Raw genomic sequence first — 16,347 nt, forward strand, 5'->3', positions numbered from 1 at the left:
CCCCGTCGTGCTGCTCAACGATCGTGGCGAGCAGCGCATCGTGGCGTGCCATGGCCTGGCGCATGGCCGCGGGATGTTCCTCCCACGGCCGCGACGAGCCTTCAACATCGGTGAACAGAAACGTGATCGTGCCGGTCGGCAGCTCAGGCATCGCGTCCGCCTCGCTGAACTCCCCTGTCCCCTGTCACCAGTAACCTGTCACCTCACGCGATCGAGTAGCCGCCATCCACCACCAGGTTCTGGCCCGTGACGAAGTTCGAGGCGCGCGAGGCGAGGAAGACGGCGGCGCCTGCTAGTTCTTCGGGTTCGGCGAAACGGCGCGCCGGCGTACGGCCGACGATGCGCTCGTAACTCTCCTTGTCGGCCATCAGCGGCGCGGTCAGGTCGGTGCGCACCCAGCCGGGGATGATGCAGTTGACCCGGATGTTGTCCTTCGCCCAGGCTACGGCCAACGACTTCGTGAGCTGCACCACGCCGCCCTTGCTGGCCGAGTACGACGACACCGTGGGGCTGCCGAACAGCGAGAACTCCGAGCCGATCGTGATCACCCTGCCGCCGCCGTTCGCCAGCAGCGCCGGGTAGGCCGCCTGCGCCGCGTAGAAGACGCCGTTCAGGTTCGTGCCCAGCACGCGCAGCCAGTCGGCTTCCGCCAGCGCCTGCGGCGCCCCGCGCACGGCGATGCCCGCATTGGCCACGACGATGCTCAGCTTGCCGAAGGATTCGAGCGCCGCCCGCACCGCGGCCTGCACGTCCTCACGCCGGCTCACGTCGCAACGCACGCCCAGGCAGCGCCGGCCCAGCGCCTCGATCTCGGCGCGGGCCTCCGCCGTCTTCGCCTCGTTGCGCGCCGCGATCACGATCTCGGCACCGGCCCGCGCCAGCCCTACGGCGATGCCGCGGCCGATGCCGCCGTTGCCGCCCGTCACCAGCGCGACCTCGCCCTTCAGATCGAACTCATCCATCGGTACCGTCCCGGCCAGGGCATCGTGCCGCCGCTCACCACGGCAAACGCCTGCATTCTACGCCCCCCGCCCCTCGCTTGACGTCCTCGATCACGGCTTGACAGCGCTGTGACGCGGGGCGATACTTCGGCGGCCGGTAAACCTTTTCGCGCAAGACGCCTGGCGCGAGGGTGTTCGTGGCTACTATCCGCGACGTCGGCCGCGCGGCGCACGTTTCGATCGCCACGGTCTCGCGCGTGGTCAACGGCGACCGTTCGGTCCACCCCGGCCTGCGCCGGCTGGTCGAGGAAGCGATCGAGCAGCTCGGCTACCGGCCGAACGCCGCCGCGCGCAGCCTGCGCCTCGCCCGCACCGGCACGATCGGCGTCGTCGTGCCCGATCTCACCAATCCCACCTTCACCGACATCCTGCACGGCGTCGAGCAGGTCGCCGCGGCGCGCGGGCGCAACCTCTTCATCTGCGACGCCGCCGGCTCGTTCAGCGCCCAGAGCGCCCACCTCGACCGGCTCTACGGCCAGCGCGTGGACGGCATCCTCATCCACCCACTCGGCCCGTTTCAGGCGCAGATCGCCGCCACGCGGGCGCTGGGCATCCCCGTCGTCGTCATGGGCCAGCGCGCCCCCAGCGGCATGGAGCCCGAGATCGTGGTCGACGAGGCGGACGCTGCGCGTGCCGGCTTCCGCTTGCTCTTCGAGCTGGGCCACCGCCGCATCGGCATGATCATCCGCTCCTACGGCAGCGAGCCCTCGCAGCCGATGGCGAGCATGCCCGTGCGCCTGCGCGACTACCGCGCCGCCCACGACGAAGCGGGCATCCCCGTCGATGAGTCGCTGCTGTTCAGCGCTCAGACGCTGGAAGAGGCGCGGCGGCAGGCGAGCGAGATGCTGGCGCGGCCCGACCGCCCGACCGCCCTGATCGCGGGCATGCACCGCTTCACACCGGGCATGCTGCTCGCCATCCGTGAGGCCGGCCTGCGCATGCCGCGCGACGTCTCGCTGCTGGCGCACGGCGATTCGCTCTGGGCCAACGCCTTCGAGCCGCCGATCAGCGTGATCCGGCTCGACTACAGCGCTTTCGGCCGGCGCGCCGCCGAGCTGTTCTTCGCCGTGGAGGCGGGCGAGGCGCAGGAACAGACCCTGACCCAGCGCTCGGAGCTGGTGGTGCGCCGCACCTGCGTCCCGGCGCGGCTGGTTGCGGCAGCGGCCCATTAGTGCGCAGAATGCCGCACGCGGGGCGCTGCCGCGCCGCCGGCAGCCGCCCACAGTACGCAGGAGCACGATGGTGGAGATCCGCGAATATCTACGCTACTTCATCGACCAACTGCACGGCAACTACGAGAAGGCGCTGGCCGATCTGACGGCGGACGAGTGGCGCCACCGGCCCGGACCGGAGACGAATCACATCGGCTTCACCGCCTGGCACTGGGTGCGCACCGAAGACAACGTGGTCAACTTCGTATTGCAGCGCAAGAACACCGTCTGGCTCGACCAGGGGCTGGACCAGAACTGGCAGTTGCCGAAGGCCGCGCAGGGTACCGGCATGCCGCGCGAGGAAGCGCATGCCATGACCGTGCCACCGCCCGCCGAGTTCTTGCCCTACGCCCGCGCCGTCTGGCAGAGCACCGCGCCCTACTACGCCGCGCTCACGCCGGACGAGCTGGACCGCGTAGTGCGCGTCATGCCCTTCGGCGAAATCCCCGTCTTGCAGGCGCTCGGCCAGATCCTGATCGCGCACGGCAACCAGCACCTGGGCGAGATCTGGCTGACACGCGAGCTGCAGGGCAAGAGCGGCCAGGGCTTCTGACGGACGACCGCCGCGCCCGGGCGTCAATGCGGCAGACCGTCAGCCCGGCCGCACCGCCTTGCCGCCACGGGCCGAGTCGTAGGCCGCCAGCACGACCGCCAGGCTGGCACGCGCTTCGGCGCCGTCCGAGATCGGATGCACGCCCTCGCGCACGGCACGCACGAAGTGGGCGTAGAGGCTGTCCGCCGAATCAGACGGCGGCGCCGCCGCGCTGCGCTGGCCGGCCCCGTCCGAATACAGCAGCAGGAGCGGCTGCGCTGCCGCCGGATCGAGCACCAGCCGGCCGCGCTCGCCCTGCACGGTGACCAGCCTGTCGACGCCGGGCCGCGCCGTCCACGAGGCCTGCATGGTCGCCAGGGCGCCGCCGGCGAAGCACAGCAACACCAGCGCATTGTCGTCGGCGAAGGTGGGTTTCTGCACCCGCGCCGTCATCGCCATGACGTCCACCACCGGCTCGCCCACGAACCAGCGCAGAATATCGACCATGTGAATGCCGAGGTCGAGCAGGGCGCCGCCTCCGGCCGCGTCCTCCCGCCAGAACCAGTCGCTCGTCGCGCCCCGGGCCCCGTCCGGGCCGGCGTGGCCGAAGACGCCGCGGGCGGAGAAGATGCGGCCGATCGCGTCCGCCGCCAACTCCCGCCGTGCCGCCGCGAAGAGCGGCTGAAAGCGCAGATTGTGCGCCACCATCAGCACCGTGCCGGCGGCGCGAGCCGCCTCGATCATCGCGTCGGCCTCGGCCAGCGAGACGGCCATCGGCTTCTCGACCAGCACGTGCTTGCCGGCGCGAGCCGCGGCGATCGCGATCTGGGCGTGCAGCGCGTTCGGCGTGCAGATCGACACGGCGTCGATCTCCGGGTCGGCCACGAGCTCCTGCCAGTGTGCGTAGACGCGCAGCACGGAGAACTGCGCCGCGGCCGCCTGGGCGGTCCCGACATGGCCGCTGGCGACGGCGACAAGCCGCGCGTGCGGATCGGCGGCGAAGGCGGGCAGATGCGCGCGGCGGGCGATCAGGCCGCAGCCGACCAGGCCGATGCCGGTGGCTGCGCACATCGCTACGCCAGGTCCGCCGGGCGCGGCGCGGCGCCCTGCCGGCGCACGACGATGCGCAGGGCGTCCGCCTCGACGTGCAGCGCGATCTGCGCCCCGGCGGCCGCGGCCAGCGGCGCAAACACGTCGAACAGCGCCCGCATCGCCGCGGGCGTCGCGCCGAACGGTGCCAGCACCGAAGCCCAGTCGGCGTCGCTCAGCCCCAGCGGCACCAGGCCCAGCGTCGCCGTGGCCTCGTCGGCGCCCGGCTGCACCTCGCGCACGGCGTAGCCGGTGGAGGCGAGGTTCTCCAGCACCAGGTGCAGCACCGCGTCGGCGCCGTGGCCGTGCAGCCCTGCCCAGGTCGGCGCCAGCCGCTCGGCCACGCGCTCGATCAGGCGCTGCGGCTCGACGCCGGCCTCCGGCAGCAGGCCGAGCGCCGCGGCGAGGAAGACGTGGAAGTTGAAGCCGGCGCGCAGCAGCAGGCTCTCGAGATCGGGCCCAGCGTCGGCATCCGGCGGCGGCGCCTCAGCCACCGGCCGCGTCCGCGCCGGCGATCGGCAGCCGCACCGTGAACAGCGAGCCGTCGCCCGGCGTGCTGGCGACGGCGATCGTGCCGCCGTGCCGCTCCACGATCTCCCGGCAGATGTAGAGACCGAGCCCGAGGCCGCCGGCGTACTGCGCCGCGTTCTCCGCCCGGTAGAAGCGTTCGAACAGGTGCTGCTGCGCCTCGGCCGGGATGCCGATGCCCCGGTCGCGCACGGCGACCGTCGCCCAGCCGTCGTGCCGCAGCAGGGTCACGTCGATGGGGGCGCGGGCATCGCTGTACTTGGCCGCGTTGTCGAGCAGGTTGTTGAACACCTGCTGCAGCCGGGCGCCGTCGCCGTTGGTCTGCAGGCTCTCCGGCAGGTGCAGGCGGATCTCGCCCTCGCGCTGCGGCGCCAGGAGGGCAACCGCGCCGCGCAGCAGGACGCTGAGGTCGCAGGGCTGCATGGTGAGCGAAAGGCGCCCGCTGCGGATGCGCGAGACGTCGAGCAGATCGTCCACCAGCAGCGCCATCTGCGCCGTCTGCTCGGTGATGCCGGCCAGCGCGGCGGCGATGTGCTCCGGCTCGAGCTGCGCGTAACGGCGTTCCAGCAGTTGCGCCAGGCCGCGGATGCTGGTGATCGGCGTGCGCAGCTCATGGCCGGCGATCGAGAGAAACTCGTCGCGCAGGCGATCCATCTCGCGCAGGCTGGTGATGTCCTGGAAGACCATGATCACCGCCGCGAGCTGGCCGCCGGCGTCGCGGATAGGCGCCACGTTGGAGACGATCGGCAGCTCCTTGCCGTCGGCGTGGCGCACGATCTGCTCCTCGCCCAGCACCGGCCGGCCCGTGCTGAAGGTGCGCACGATCGGCTCGTCGCCGGGCTGATAGAGCCGGCCGTCCGCCTGCAGGAAGCCGTAGTGGGCGCCGAAGCTGACCAGCGGCATCTCCGGGTCGACGCTGCGGCCCAGGATCTGCTCGGCGCTGCGGTTGCTCATCTCCAGGCGCGCGGCCGCATCAAACAGCAGCACGCCCTCCGGCAACTGGTCGAGCACGGCCTGCAGACGTGAGCGCTCCGTCTCCGCCTGCTCGCGCTTCTGCACGCCGTCGAGGTCCGCGCCGATCTGGGCGGCCAGCGCCTCCAGCAAGGCAAGCTCGTCGCGGTTGGGCACGTGGCGTTCCTTGCCCGCCAGCGTCAGCAGGCCGAAGCGCCGGGCGCCGGCGGCCAGCGGCAGGTTGACGAAGGTGGCGGCGCCGCTGGCGGCCACCACGCGGCGCGCGGCCTCGTTGCCCGGCCGGTCGCGCTCGGTATCGAAGATCGTGGGGCGATCGCCCAGCAGCGCCTGTGTGGCGCGGAGCGCCGGTCCCAGCGGCGTGGCCGAGAGCAGCGCCGCCGCTCGGCTGGGAAAGCCCGCGTGCGCGAGGAAGACCAGCGCATCGCCCTCCTCGGCGAAGACGGCGGCCATGTTCACCCAGGGCAGGTGAGAAACCACACGGCGGCAGACGGCGCGGGCGGCGTGCCGCAGCTCGCCGGCGTGGCTGACACCGCGCCGCACCTCGTCCATCAGGCGCAGCGCCTGCTCGCGCGCCACCGCGTCCGACGTGTCACGCCAGACCGTCACCGCGCCGACGATGGCGCCGCCGGGGTCACGCAGCGGGTTGCCGGTGATCTCGAAGTGGCGGTCGTGCCCGTCGGCCATGCGGAAGACGCGCTGCGCCTGCGAGCTGCGCCCGGCCAGCGCCCGCGAGAGCACGGAGTCGCCGGGGCGCAGGCGCCGCCCCAGGCGGTCGCGCGGCAGCACGATCTCGGGCGCGGCCACCAGCGGCCCATCGCTGAGCCCGGCGGCCGCCAGCAGGGCATGATAGGCCGCGTTGCCGCTGCGCACGCGGCCGGCGGCATCGTAGAGCGCGACGGGATCGCTCATGCTCTCCAGCAGCGTGTCCACGCTCGCCCGGTCGATCGCCGCGGGCATGAGCATGGTGGCCGGCGGCTCATGGACGCCGTCGCGCAGCAGGTCGGCGCAGGCGGCAAGAAAGGCGCGGTCGATCGCCTCGCCCGCCGCGAACGGCCCCACCAGCAGGAGATAGTCAACGCCGCCGCGGACGAACGACGCCAGCGCCCAGCAGCAGCCGTCGCCGTCGACGAAGTCCGCCACGTCACCGTCAAGCGCGTCGCCGGCATGCTCGTGCGCCGCAGCCGCGACTGCCGCCGGCAGCTCCGAGCCGTCGAGGTCATCCGGCAGCGCGGCACCGTCGCGCCGCAGCACAGCGCCATGTGCGGCTCCGAGCGCGCCGGCCGCCAGCGCCCCGGCCTCGCGCAGCGCCGCCGACGGCTCGCCGGCGACGCGCGGTTGGGCCAGCGCGTAGAGCGCCTGCAACCGCGCCTGCTCGGCAAGGGCGGCGGGCGAGGCAGGTTGGGAGGCGGCGGGATGCGGCGTAGCCCTCTCGCTGGTCGTCATCGCTCCTCGCGGGCCGGCGGCGCCGCTGTCCGTGCCGCCGGCTGCGCCATCCATGATAGCGGATCGGGCCGGGCGGCCCTCACCCCCGGCCCCTCTCCCAACCCTGGGAGAGCGGAGTTCTTGACTACGCCGCCCGCTCTCTGTTCCCTCTTCCCTATTCCCTGCCGCATAGCCCGCATAGCTGTCGGCGGGGGCTTGCAGCGCTAGGCGCTTCGCTGCCAGAATATCGCACAGATGTTCTGATTAGCCGCGGCCGGCAGCGGCGTGGAAGCAGGAGCGGAGCGGTGCCCTTCATCGTGCGGCGAGGAGCGGCGCGCGGCGCCTGGCGGCTGGAGGCCGAAGTGCCTTCCGCGGGCACGGCGTTGCGCATCCTCGAACGCTGGGCGCGCGAGTTCCCGTACGAGTACGCCGAGGTCGAGGGGATCGCCGGCGTCTTCGCCACGCACGACCCGGCCACGCACGCGATCGCCCGGCGGCCCCGTCCGGGGCGCGGAACGAGGGAACGAGGAACGAGGAAATAGGAAAGAGGAGCGGGCCACGGAACCCCTATTTCCTTCATCCTATTTCCTGTCCCCTGCTCCCTGTTCCCTGTAACCTGTCACCTGTCACCTGTCACCTACCCCCGGGAGGGAGTCCGATGCAGTACCAGACGCTGCTCGTGGAGCGCGAGGGCCACATCCTGATCGTCACGCTGAACCGGCCGGAGCGGCTCAACGCCCTCTCCGCCGAGCTGACGGCCGAGCTGGGCAGCCTGCTCGCCGAGCTGGCGCAGGGCGAGGAGGACGTGCGCTGCCTCGTGCTCACCGGCGCGGGCCGCGCCTTTTGCGCCGGCGGCGATACGGGCGGCATGCCCGGCGGCGCCAGCGAACGGCCGCGGCGCAGCGCCGAGGCGGTACGACGCAGCTTCCGCGGCGCCCAGGCCGTCGTGCTCGGCCTGCAGCGGCTGGAGATTCCCACGATCGCCATGGTCAACGGCGACGCGGTGGGCGCCGGCTTCGACCTCGCCTGCGCCTGCGACCTGCGCACGGCGGCGCAGAACGCCCGCTTCATGGTGGCCTACCGGCGCATCGGCCTGATTCCCGGCTGGGGCGGCGCCTGGCTCTACGCACGGCGGCTGGGGCTGAGCAAAGCAGCAGAGCTGATGTTCACCGGCGACTTCATGCCCGCCGAGGAGGGCTACCGCCTGGGCATGATCAGCCGCGTGACGCCGCCCGAAGAGCTGCGCGCGGAGACGCTGGCGCTGGCCGGGCGCATCGCCAGCGGCCCGCCGATCTCGCTGCGGCTGATGAAGCAACTGCTCTACCGCGGCCAGCAGACGGACCTGGAAACGGCGATGCTGATGGCCGCCACCGGCTCCTCGATCACCCTGCTTTCGGAAGACCACGTCGAGGGCATCGGCGCCTTCCGCGAGAAGCGCGCCCCGAACTTCGCCGGCCGCTGATGGCAGGGAATAGGGAACAGGGAATAGAGGGCGTGGGGCGTAGGGACGCACGGCGTGCGCCCTTCGCGGCGCCGGGAACGCGAATCGGGCTGGCCGTACACGGCCCTCCTGTCACCGGCCAGCGGCAACCACCCCGCGCCCTGCGCCCTCGTTATGCTAAGCGGCGCTTGACAGATGAGAACCAAAGTTCTGTACAGAGCGCATGAACGAACCGCCCGACGCCGCCGCGAACCGCTCCGCCGCGGCCCGCGCCCGCGCGATCGAGCAACTCCGCAAATGGACCTGGAACCCGGCCTCTACTGCCCGCGGTTCATCTGCGACGCCTGCGAGCGGCCGATCACGCACCACAAGGATGGTCTCTACCTCTGGTTGCGACGCGCCCGGCTCGAACAGCCTGCGGCCGCGACAGCACCGGTGATCGCCTCCGTCCACAATGACGGCTGCGATCGCGACTTCGAGCGGCGGCAACAGCTCGGCCGCCGGGTCTGGGGGCCGATTGGCGCCCTGCTCGCCTTCCTCGCCAGCGACCCGGAGCTGCAGCCGCGCGATTTCGTGAAGGTCCGACGGCGCTCGGCGCTGCGGAACAAGATCGCCCGCTCGCGCTACGACTGACGCTCCGGCCGGCCGGGCGCCTCGTAGCGCGGCAGCAGCCCGGAAGGCGGTTCCAGCAGCGATTTCACCAGCCACCAGCTCGTGCTGCCGGCGCGCAGCCGGTGCAGCTCCGGCGGCGCCGCCTCAACCTCGTCCACGTCGTCACCGGCCTGCAGGACGCCGCCGGTGGCGCGGGCATGAAAGGCGATCACGATCTGGTCGGGGCGCTGCGCGTAAACGTGTGTGCCCATGTAGCGCACCAGCTCGGCGTCGAGGCCGGTTTCCTCCTTGACCTCGCGCAGGGCCGCGTCCTCGGCCCGCTCGCCGCGGGGAATGAAGCCGGAGACGACGGACCAGCGCCCCGGCTCGAAGCTGTTTTTGCGCGTATAGACGACGCGGCCGTCGTCCAGCGTCACCAACACGAGCGTGACCGGCGTGGGCGGGTCGTACCAGGTCCAGCCGCAGGCCGTGCAGAACTGCCGGTCGTAGCCGCTCTCGTCGGGACCGAAGCCGAGCGCTGTGCCACAATCGCCGCAGTGCTTCACGAGGAAATAGGATACAGGAAATAGGAAATAGCTGGGGATGCTCGTTCCTATTTCCTATTTCCTCGTTCCTATTTCCTGGAGCGAGCGAAGGGAGCGACCAGTGGCACGCATCGCCTATGTCACGGACGAGAGCGGCTCTGAAGAAGTGAAACAGGAGTTTGCGCGGCTGCGCGCGGCGCGGGGCAGCAGCCCCGGCCACCTCTACCAACTGCTGGCGCACAGTCCAAAGCTGATGCAGCGCTGGGGCGCCTTCGCCGAGACGCTGCGCGGCTTCGACCAGGACGGCTCGGTCAGCCTGGACGCGCGCAGCCGCGAGCTGGCGATCATCCAGGTAGCCCGCGTCAGCGGCGCCGACTACGAGTGGGCGGCGCACCTGCCGCTCGCCCGCCGCGAAGGCGTGACGGAGGAGCAGGTGCAGGCGCTGCTGCGCGAAGATCCGGGCCCCTTCTCGCCCGCCGAGCGCGCCCTGCTGGCCTATGCCGCCGAGTCCACGCGCCGCGTGCAGGTCTCGAACGCCACCTTCGCCGGCCTGCGCGCCCACTTCGACGACCGCCACATCCTCGAGCTGGCGATCACCGTCGGCTTCTACAACTGCGTGGCGCGCGTGCTCGAAGGGCTGGCCATCGACCTGGAGCCGGGCATGCAGCGGATCGAGGAAATAGGAGTCAGGAAATAGAAAATAGGAACGAGAAACGAGGAGCGCGGAATTCGTTCCTATTTTCTATTTTCTCGTTCCTATTTCCTCCCGGCGGAGCCGCTCGCATGCCGCCGCTCACTGACTGGCTGCAGGTGCTCGCCTCGGTCGGCTCCTTGCTCAGCGGGCTGGGGCTTGTGGGCACAATGTGCTCGCTGCTGATCTTCGCGCGGCAGGCGCGGGCCAGCGAGCAGGCGAGCATCGCCACCGCCTATCAGGCGATCGTCACCGCCGGCTCCAACAACAATATGCTCTATCTGGACCACCCGGAGTTGCTCGAAGCGCTCAACGACCCGAAGTACGCGGAGGGCGAGTGGGACTTCGCGCGGCTGCGCGGTGAAGATCCGCGGCTGATCCTCGTCTGTGCACAGGTGCTCGACTACTACGAGCTGGTGCTGGTGACCATGGGCGCCTTCCCCCGCCACCTGCGCCAGGAATGGCAGGACTATATCCGTAGTATGTTGCAGCGCCAGTCCGTGGTGCGGCAGGTGCTGCTGACCACCGACTGGTACACCGAGGAGCTGCGATCGTTAGGGCGTCGGGAAGGGGTGTAGGCTGTGGGAGCGCCCCGCGGCCAATCATCCTTACGTCCTACGCCCCACGCCCCACCCCCTATGGAGACGCCCATGAACCCGCATCCGGCCTTCGTCATCACGAGCGCCAACATCTTTGACGCCGAGGCCGGTTCGCTGAGGCCGGGCCTCGACGTACGCGTCGAAGACGGGCGCATCGCCGCCATCGGCCGCGCGCTGCCGCGCGCCGCCGCCGAAGTGGTGGACGCCGCGGGGCTGACGCTGCTGCCCGGCCTGATCGATTGCCACGTGCACCTCGCCTACGACGGCCGCCCCGGCGAGCCGCTCGACCCGGTGGACCCGGTCGCCGTCTACGCCTGGCGCATGGCAAACAACGCCCGGGCCACGCTGCGCGCCGGCTTCACCACCGTGCGCGACCTCGGCGCCCCGCACGCGATCAACTGCGAGCTGATGCGCGCCGTCGAGCAGGGCATGGTCGTGGGGCCGCGCATCGTGTCCGCCGGGCGCATGGTGACGATGACCGGCGGCCACGGCTGGCCGATCGGCCGCGAGGCGGACGGCGCCGATGAGGTGCGCAAGGCCGTGCGCGAGCAGCTCAAGGCCGGCGCCCGCGCGATCAAGCTGATGGCCAGCGGCGGCGTGATGACACCGGGCGTGGACCCGCGCTCGCCGCAGCTCGGCCTGGAGGAGCTGCGCGCCGGTGTGGAGGAGGCGCACAAGGCGGGGGTGAGGACGGCCTCGCACGCGCAGGCGGCAGCGGGCATCCGCAACGCTGTCTTCGCCGGCATCGACTCGATCGAGCACGGCATCTACCTCGAAGACGACGTGATCGCGGAGATGAAGCGGCGCGGCACGGTGCTGGTGGCCACGATCGCGGCGCCGCACAACATCAACCTGCTGGGCGAGGGCGCCGGCATGCCGCCGCACGTGCTGGAGAAGTCGCGCATGGTGGCCGAGGCGCACCTCGACTCGTTCCGCCGCGCCCGCCGCGCCGGCCTGCTGCTTGCCTCCGGCACCGACGCGGGCACACCGGGCAACTATCACGGCCAGAACGCGCAGGAGCTGCGGCTGATGGTCGAGCACGGCCTCTCCGCGCCCGAGGCGATCGCTGCCGCCACGGTCACCGCCGCCGCGCTGCTGGGGCTGGGCGAGCGCACAGGCCGCCTCGCGCCGGGCTTCGCCGCCGACCTGCTGCTTCTGGCCGGCGACCCGCTTCAAGAGATCGGCCTGCTGGAGCGGCCCGAGGCGATCCGCGGCGTCTGGCTGGAGGGCAAGCGGGCCGTGTAGGCGGGGCGGCCCGTTCAATCGCCCGCGGCCGGCTGTGCCAGCGCCGGCGCCGAGGCTTCCCCTGGCCGCGACGGGGACGCGGGGAAGGACAGGCGCCCCATCCTCCGTGCCGCGAGCAGCCCAAGCAGCAGGCCGGCGAGCCCGATGGCGTAGGCCGCGGCGATGCCGTGCGCCTCGCCCCAGCCGGCGCCGCGTGCGAGGGCGATGGCGCCGCCGCCCAGCCCCGCCGCGACCGCGACGGAGAGCGATTCGGCCAGCGTGAGCGCCGCGGAGGCCATGCCCTCTTCGCCCGCGCCGGCGAGACCGAGCACGATCACGCTGAGCGTCGGATAGGCGATGCCCATGCCCAGCCCGCCGACCGCCCAGCCGGCCACCGTCGCCCAGGGCGACAGCGCCGTGTCGAGCACCGGCACGGCCGCCAGCACGCCGCCGACCAGTACCAGCAGCAGACCAAGCGAGGCGCGGGGCGAGCGTCCGGCGCCGTCGTCGCGCTGATCCAGCCGCGCCTGCAGCCAGGAGCCGGCGGTCCAGCTCAGGCCGGCGGCGGTAAGAATCGTGCCGGCCTCGGTCGCCGTGAGGCCGCGCAGCCGGGTCAAGCCCAACGGCAGGAACGCCTCGACGCCGAAGTAGCCGAAAGTAAGCAGCCCGCGCACCGCCAGCGCCGCCGGCAGCCCCGGCCGCGCCGTCAGCGTGCCGGCGGGGAACAGCCGTCGCAGCGCGGGCACGCCGAGCCAGAGCCCGGCCACCGCCAGCGGCCAGACGAGCACGGCGGCGCCTGTATCGAGCGCGGCGAGGAACAGGACCGCCCCCGCCGCCAGCCGCACGGCCAGCCAGCCGCGACCCGCGGCGGAGCGCTCGGCCGCAGGGTCGCTGCCGAGGCCGCGTAGTCCAGGCAGCATCATCGCGGCGGCCAGCGCCAGCAGCGGCAGCAGGGCGACGAAGACCAGCCGCCAGCTGGCGCGGTCGGCGGCTAGCCCGGCAAGCGCCGGCCCGATCAGCGCGGGCAGCACCCAGGCGCTGGAGAGCAGGGCGAGCAGGCGCGGCCGCTGGCTGTCCGGGTAGCCGCGGCTGATGCAGAGGTAGGCGAGCGCTGCGATCGTGCCGGAGCCGCTGCCCTGCACCGCCCGCCCGGCGATGAACACCGGCATGGTCGGCGCCGCGCCGGAGATGACGAGGCCGGCGGCGAACAGCGCGATGCTGGCGAGGAAGGGACGCAGCGGCCCCTCGTGGTCGGCGATGTCGCTGCCGACGACGATGGAGACGAGGCCGGCAAGCAGGAAGGCGCTGAAGGCCCAGCCGTAGAGATTCGGCCAACCCAGCTCGCGCGAGGCGGCCGGCAGCACCGTCGCCACGGCCACCTCCTCGAAGGCGACGGCAGAGACGATCGTGATCAGCCCAATCGTCAGGGTCGTGTTCGCGTGCGGGGCGTCGCGGCTGGCCACCGTGTCCTCCCGTGGCCAGTCGCAGTGAGGCCACGGACACAGGCTAGCGAAGGCGGCGAGCCGCTCCCACGGCTGCGGGACCGCACGTGGCCCCGGCCATTTGGACAGGCCGCGCCCTCGGGCGTGACAGGCGGCACAGAAGGAGCGAGGAAATAGGACAAAGAAGATAGGAAATAGGAACTGAGGGAGGGGTCCTCCTCGTTCCTATTTCCTATTTTCTCGTTTCTATTTCCTGGTCCCTACCGGTAGCCGGCGAGGATCTTCTGGAACTCGCCGTCCGGCACGGTCCAGTCCTGGTTGACGATGCCCTGCTCGCGGAAGCCCGGCAGCATCTGGTCGAACGACTCGGAGACGGTGTCCTCGTAGACCAGGCCGGTCACGGCCTCGTCGTTCTCGGCCAGCAGCTTCATCGCCGTCACGCGGTCGTGCGGGTCATAGCCGTCGAGCGTGGTGACGTCCACCAGCTTCTGCTTCCACCAGGCGTAGGTGTTGATCTTGTTGAAGGTGACGCAGGGGCTCTGCGTGTTGACCAGCGAGAAGCCCTTGTGGCGGATGGCGCCCTTGATGAGATCGACGAGCTGGCGCTGGTTGGAGCTGAAGCCCTGCGCCACGTAGGTCGCGCCGCCCGCGATCGCGAGCTGCAGCGGCCGCACGTTGTGCTCCTTGTTGCCGGAGGGCGTGGACTTCGTCTCGAAGCCCATGGCCGAGGTGGGCGAGGTCTGGCCCTTGGTCAGGCCGTAGATCTGGTTGTCCATCACGATGTAGGTGATGTCGGCGTTGCGGCGCAGGGCGTGCATGAAGTGGCCCATGCCGATCGCGTAGCCGTCGCCGTCGCCGCCGGCGGCGATCACCGTCAGCTCGCGGTTGGCCAGCTTCAGGCCGAGCGCGGCGGGCATGGTGCGGCCGTGGGTGACGTGGATGTTGTAGCTGTTGACGTAGTTGCCGATTTTGCCCGAGCAGCCGATGCCGGCGACCAGCGCGATCTCTTCCGGCTTAATCTGCAGGTCGAGCAGCGCCTTTTGCAGCGCGGCGAGCACGCCGAAGTCGCCGCAGCCGGGGCACCACCAGGACTCTTCCGGCGTCTTGTAGTCTTGCAGGGTCAGCGCTTCTGCCACCATTATGCTCGCACCTCGTGCGCCGCCCGCGCGGCGGCCTGGGGAACGGCGGTCATCTCCTTCACCCGGGCGGTGACTTCGTCGCCGCGGAAGAGGGTGCCGTCATACTTCAACATGGACTGGACGTTGCCGTAGGGCACGCGGTTCGCCCGCATCAGGTAGGCGAGCTGGCCCTCGGAGTTGTTCTCGATCACGATGACGCTGCGGGCGCCGTTCACCAGCGCCGTCAGCTCCTCTGCCGGCAGCGGGTTGAGCAGGCGCACCTGGCAGACGCCGACACTCAAGCCCTCGGCGGCAAGATTGCCGGCCGCCTCGCGCACGGCGCCGATCGTCGAGCCGTAGGAGATCAGCAGCACGTCGGGCTTCTCCGGCCCTTCGACCTCCACGCCGGGGACGGGCTTGCCGCCGATCTCCAGCTTCGCCAGCTTGCGCTTGCGGCGCTCGATCATGCGCACGCGGTTGGTCGGGCTCTCGGTGACCTTGCCCGTGCGGCCGTGCTCGGCGCCCGTGGCCAAATACTGGCCGTTCTTCATGCCGGGGAAGGAGCGGGCGGAGACGCCCGTCTCGCTGTCGGCGTAGCGCTCGAAGCCGTCGCCGCCGATGCTGTCCAAATAGGACTGCTCGACGATCGGGCCGCGGTCGATCACAACCTTTGAAGCATCGAACGGATCGACCGTTTGCTGCCAGAGGGCGAGGCCGAGGTCGGAGGCGATGATCACGGGACAGTGGTAGTTGTCGGCCAGGTTGAAGGCGAGCGCGGCGTCGTAGAAGGCCTGCTCGCCCGTGCCGGGCGCCAGCACGATGCGCGGCGCCTCGCCGTGGCCGCCGTGGATCAGGGCGAAAAGGTCGGACTGCTCGTGCTTGGTGGGCATGCCGGTGCTGGGGCCGCCGCGCTGCGTGTCGATGATCACGCAGGGGACTTCCGTCATGCCGGCGAGGCCCATCAGCTCCTGCATCAGCGAGATGCCGGGGCCGGCGGTGCAGGTGAGCGCCCGGGCGCCGGCGAAGCCCGCGCCGATCACCGCGCCGAGGGCGCCCAGCTCGTCCTCCATTTGCACGGCGACGCCGCCGTAGCGCGGGAAGAGCTTGGCCGCGACCTCCAGCACTTCGGAGGCCGGCGTAATCGGGTAGGCGAAGACGGCGCGGCAGCCGGCGGCCAGCGCGCCGAGCGTCATCGCGTCGTTGCCGGTGACGATCAGGCGGTCGTTCTTGCCGTCGGGCACGCCGAGGCTGAAGACCTCGTGGCCGAGCTGCTCGATCGCGATCTGGGCGCCCATGTCGAGCGCCCGCCAGTTCTCCTGGACGACGGCCTCGCCCTTGCGGCCGAACTTCTCCTGCACGTACTCGCGGAAGGGCTCCAGCGGAATGCCGAGCACCTGCGCGGAGCAGCCGACGGCGATCATGTTGCGGTAGACCGGATTGCCCAGCTCGCGCGCCATCTTGGTGAGGTCGGCGGTGATCAGCTTCACGCCGTCCGGCGCCTGCGGGTGGAAGCCGCTGTCGGCGAGCAGGATACCGTCCTCGGCCAGGTCTTCGACCAGCAGGTCGATCGACTCCTGGTCGATGGCGACGAGCATGTTCAGCTTCGGCGCGGGCGAGAGCTTGCGTTCTTGACTGACGCGCACGGTGAAGTCGGTGTGGCCGCCCTTGATGCGCGACGAGAAGGTCTTGTAGGCGTAGACCCAGTAGCCCATGCGGTTGCAGACGGTGGCGAAGACGTCGCTGGTGGGATCGAGCCCCTGTCCTTGCTCGCCGCCGATCTTCCAGACGATCTCCTGGAGCATGCACTCCTCCTTGCGTGTTTGCCCGCGGGACGGGCTGCCGGGGCTTCGGTCTCGGCACTGCAAGACGGGCCGGGCACACCCCTTGCCAGTCTCATCCCTGGCGATCATACGTGTGTAACATTCATACGTCCAATGCATC

At 71.2% G+C, this 16,347-nt stretch carries 16 protein-coding genes; 8 read left to right on the forward strand and 8 right to left on the reverse strand.

Annotated elements, in window-relative coordinates:
- Positions 1 to 203: 203 nt before the first annotated feature.
- Positions 204 to 962 carry a glucose 1-dehydrogenase gene (locus VKV26_10190; GenBank protein ID HLZ70262.1) on the reverse strand — a complete coding sequence of 253 codons (759 nt, stop codon included), beginning with the start codon at positions 960 to 962 and terminating at the stop codon, positions 204 to 206.
- A 176-nt stretch (positions 963 to 1,138) separates the two neighbouring features.
- Between VKV26_10190 and VKV26_10195 the strand changes: the two genes are divergently transcribed.
- Together VKV26_10195 and VKV26_10200 are read left to right on the forward strand one after the other, a co-directional pair.
- Positions 1,139 to 2,173 carry a LacI family DNA-binding transcriptional regulator gene (locus tag VKV26_10195; GenBank protein HLZ70263.1) on the forward strand — a complete coding sequence of 345 codons (1,035 nt, stop codon included), beginning with the start codon at positions 1,139 to 1,141 and terminating at the stop codon, positions 2,171 to 2,173.
- A gap of 67 nt (positions 2,174 to 2,240) precedes the next feature.
- Positions 2,241 to 2,765 carry a DinB family protein gene (locus tag VKV26_10200; protein HLZ70264.1) on the forward strand — a complete coding sequence of 175 codons (525 nt, stop codon included), beginning with the start codon at positions 2,241 to 2,243 and terminating at the stop codon, positions 2,763 to 2,765.
- 39 nt (positions 2,766 to 2,804) lie between these two features.
- Here VKV26_10200 and VKV26_10205 read toward each other — a convergent pair whose 3' ends face one another.
- Genes VKV26_10205 through VKV26_10215 form a run of 3 tightly spaced genes read right to left on the reverse strand, consistent with a single transcriptional unit; the run spans position 2,805 to position 6,776 of the window.
- Positions 2,805 to 3,815, reverse strand: coding sequence for a Gfo/Idh/MocA family oxidoreductase (locus VKV26_10205; GenBank protein HLZ70265.1), 1,011 nt, complete (start codon positions 3,813 to 3,815; stop codon positions 2,805 to 2,807).
- 2 nt (positions 3,816 to 3,817) lie between these two features.
- Positions 3,818 to 4,327 carry a hypothetical protein gene (locus tag VKV26_10210; GenBank protein HLZ70266.1) on the reverse strand — a complete coding sequence of 170 codons (510 nt, stop codon included), beginning with the start codon at positions 4,325 to 4,327 and terminating at the stop codon, positions 3,818 to 3,820.
- On the reverse strand, positions 4,320 to 6,776 hold the full coding sequence (locus VKV26_10215) for an ATP-binding protein (protein HLZ70267.1): 2,457 nt from the start codon (positions 6,774 to 6,776) through the stop codon (positions 4,320 to 4,322). Before VKV26_10215 ends, VKV26_10210 begins: the two co-directional genes overlap by 8 nt.
- A gap of 284 nt (positions 6,777 to 7,060) precedes the next feature.
- On the opposite strand from VKV26_10215, the gene VKV26_10220 reads away from it, so the two are divergent.
- The 3 genes from VKV26_10220 to VKV26_10230 all read left to right on the forward strand — a co-directional run bounded on the left by VKV26_10220 (position 7,061) and on the right by VKV26_10230 (position 8,829).
- Entirely contained in the window at positions 7,061 to 7,297 is a 237-nt protein-coding gene (locus VKV26_10220; GenBank protein ID HLZ70268.1) for a hypothetical protein, read from the forward strand.
- Between the two features lie 116 nt (positions 7,298 to 7,413).
- Positions 7,414 to 8,217, forward strand: coding sequence for an enoyl-CoA hydratase-related protein (locus VKV26_10225; protein HLZ70269.1), 804 nt, complete (start codon positions 7,414 to 7,416; stop codon positions 8,215 to 8,217).
- A 276-nt stretch (positions 8,218 to 8,493) separates the two neighbouring features.
- On the forward strand, positions 8,494 to 8,829 hold the full coding sequence (locus tag VKV26_10230) for a hypothetical protein (GenBank protein HLZ70270.1): 336 nt from the start codon (positions 8,494 to 8,496) through the stop codon (positions 8,827 to 8,829).
- On the opposite strand, the gene VKV26_10235 is transcribed toward VKV26_10230, so the two are convergent.
- The gene (locus VKV26_10235) at positions 8,820 to 9,353 is read right to left on the reverse strand and encodes an NUDIX domain-containing protein (protein ID HLZ70271.1); all 534 of its coding nucleotides are present in this window, start codon (positions 9,351 to 9,353) and stop codon (positions 8,820 to 8,822) included. The genes VKV26_10230 and VKV26_10235 overlap by 10 nt on opposite strands.
- A 100-nt stretch (positions 9,354 to 9,453) precedes the next feature.
- On the opposite strand from VKV26_10235, the gene VKV26_10240 reads away from it, so the two are divergent.
- From VKV26_10240 to VKV26_10250, 3 genes are all read left to right on the forward strand, one after another.
- Positions 9,454 to 10,029 (forward strand): carboxymuconolactone decarboxylase family protein, encoded by a 576-nt coding sequence (locus VKV26_10240; protein HLZ70272.1) that lies wholly within the window; start codon positions 9,454 to 9,456, stop codon positions 10,027 to 10,029.
- 86 nt (positions 10,030 to 10,115) lie between these two features.
- Positions 10,116 to 10,601 (forward strand): hypothetical protein, encoded by a 486-nt coding sequence (locus tag VKV26_10245; protein HLZ70273.1) that lies wholly within the window; start codon positions 10,116 to 10,118, stop codon positions 10,599 to 10,601.
- A 72-nt stretch (positions 10,602 to 10,673) separates the two neighbouring features.
- Positions 10,674 to 11,867 carry an amidohydrolase family protein gene (locus tag VKV26_10250; GenBank protein HLZ70274.1) on the forward strand — a complete coding sequence of 398 codons (1,194 nt, stop codon included), beginning with the start codon at positions 10,674 to 10,676 and terminating at the stop codon, positions 11,865 to 11,867.
- A gap of 14 nt (positions 11,868 to 11,881) precedes the next feature.
- Here VKV26_10250 and VKV26_10255 read toward each other — a convergent pair whose 3' ends face one another.
- From VKV26_10255 to VKV26_10265, 3 genes are all read right to left on the reverse strand, one after another.
- Positions 11,882 to 13,309 carry an MFS transporter gene (locus tag VKV26_10255; GenBank protein HLZ70275.1) on the reverse strand — a complete coding sequence of 476 codons (1,428 nt, stop codon included), beginning with the start codon at positions 13,307 to 13,309 and terminating at the stop codon, positions 11,882 to 11,884.
- Between the two features lie 239 nt (positions 13,310 to 13,548).
- Complete coding sequence (locus VKV26_10260; GenBank protein ID HLZ70276.1) at positions 13,549 to 14,427, reverse strand: 2-oxoacid:ferredoxin oxidoreductase subunit beta; 879 nt, start codon at positions 14,425 to 14,427, stop codon at positions 13,549 to 13,551.
- Positions 14,427 to 16,208, reverse strand: a complete 1,782-nt coding sequence (locus tag VKV26_10265) for a 2-oxoacid:acceptor oxidoreductase subunit alpha (GenBank protein ID HLZ70277.1) — start codon at positions 16,206 to 16,208, stop codon at positions 14,427 to 14,429. Before VKV26_10265 ends, VKV26_10260 begins: the two co-directional genes overlap by 1 nt.
- Positions 16,209 to 16,347: the final 139 nt, after the last annotated feature.

It is taken from the genome of Dehalococcoidia bacterium, from assembly GCA_035310145.1.
Classification (GTDB): domain Bacteria; phylum Chloroflexota; class Dehalococcoidia; order CAUJGQ01; family CAUJGQ01; genus CALFMN01.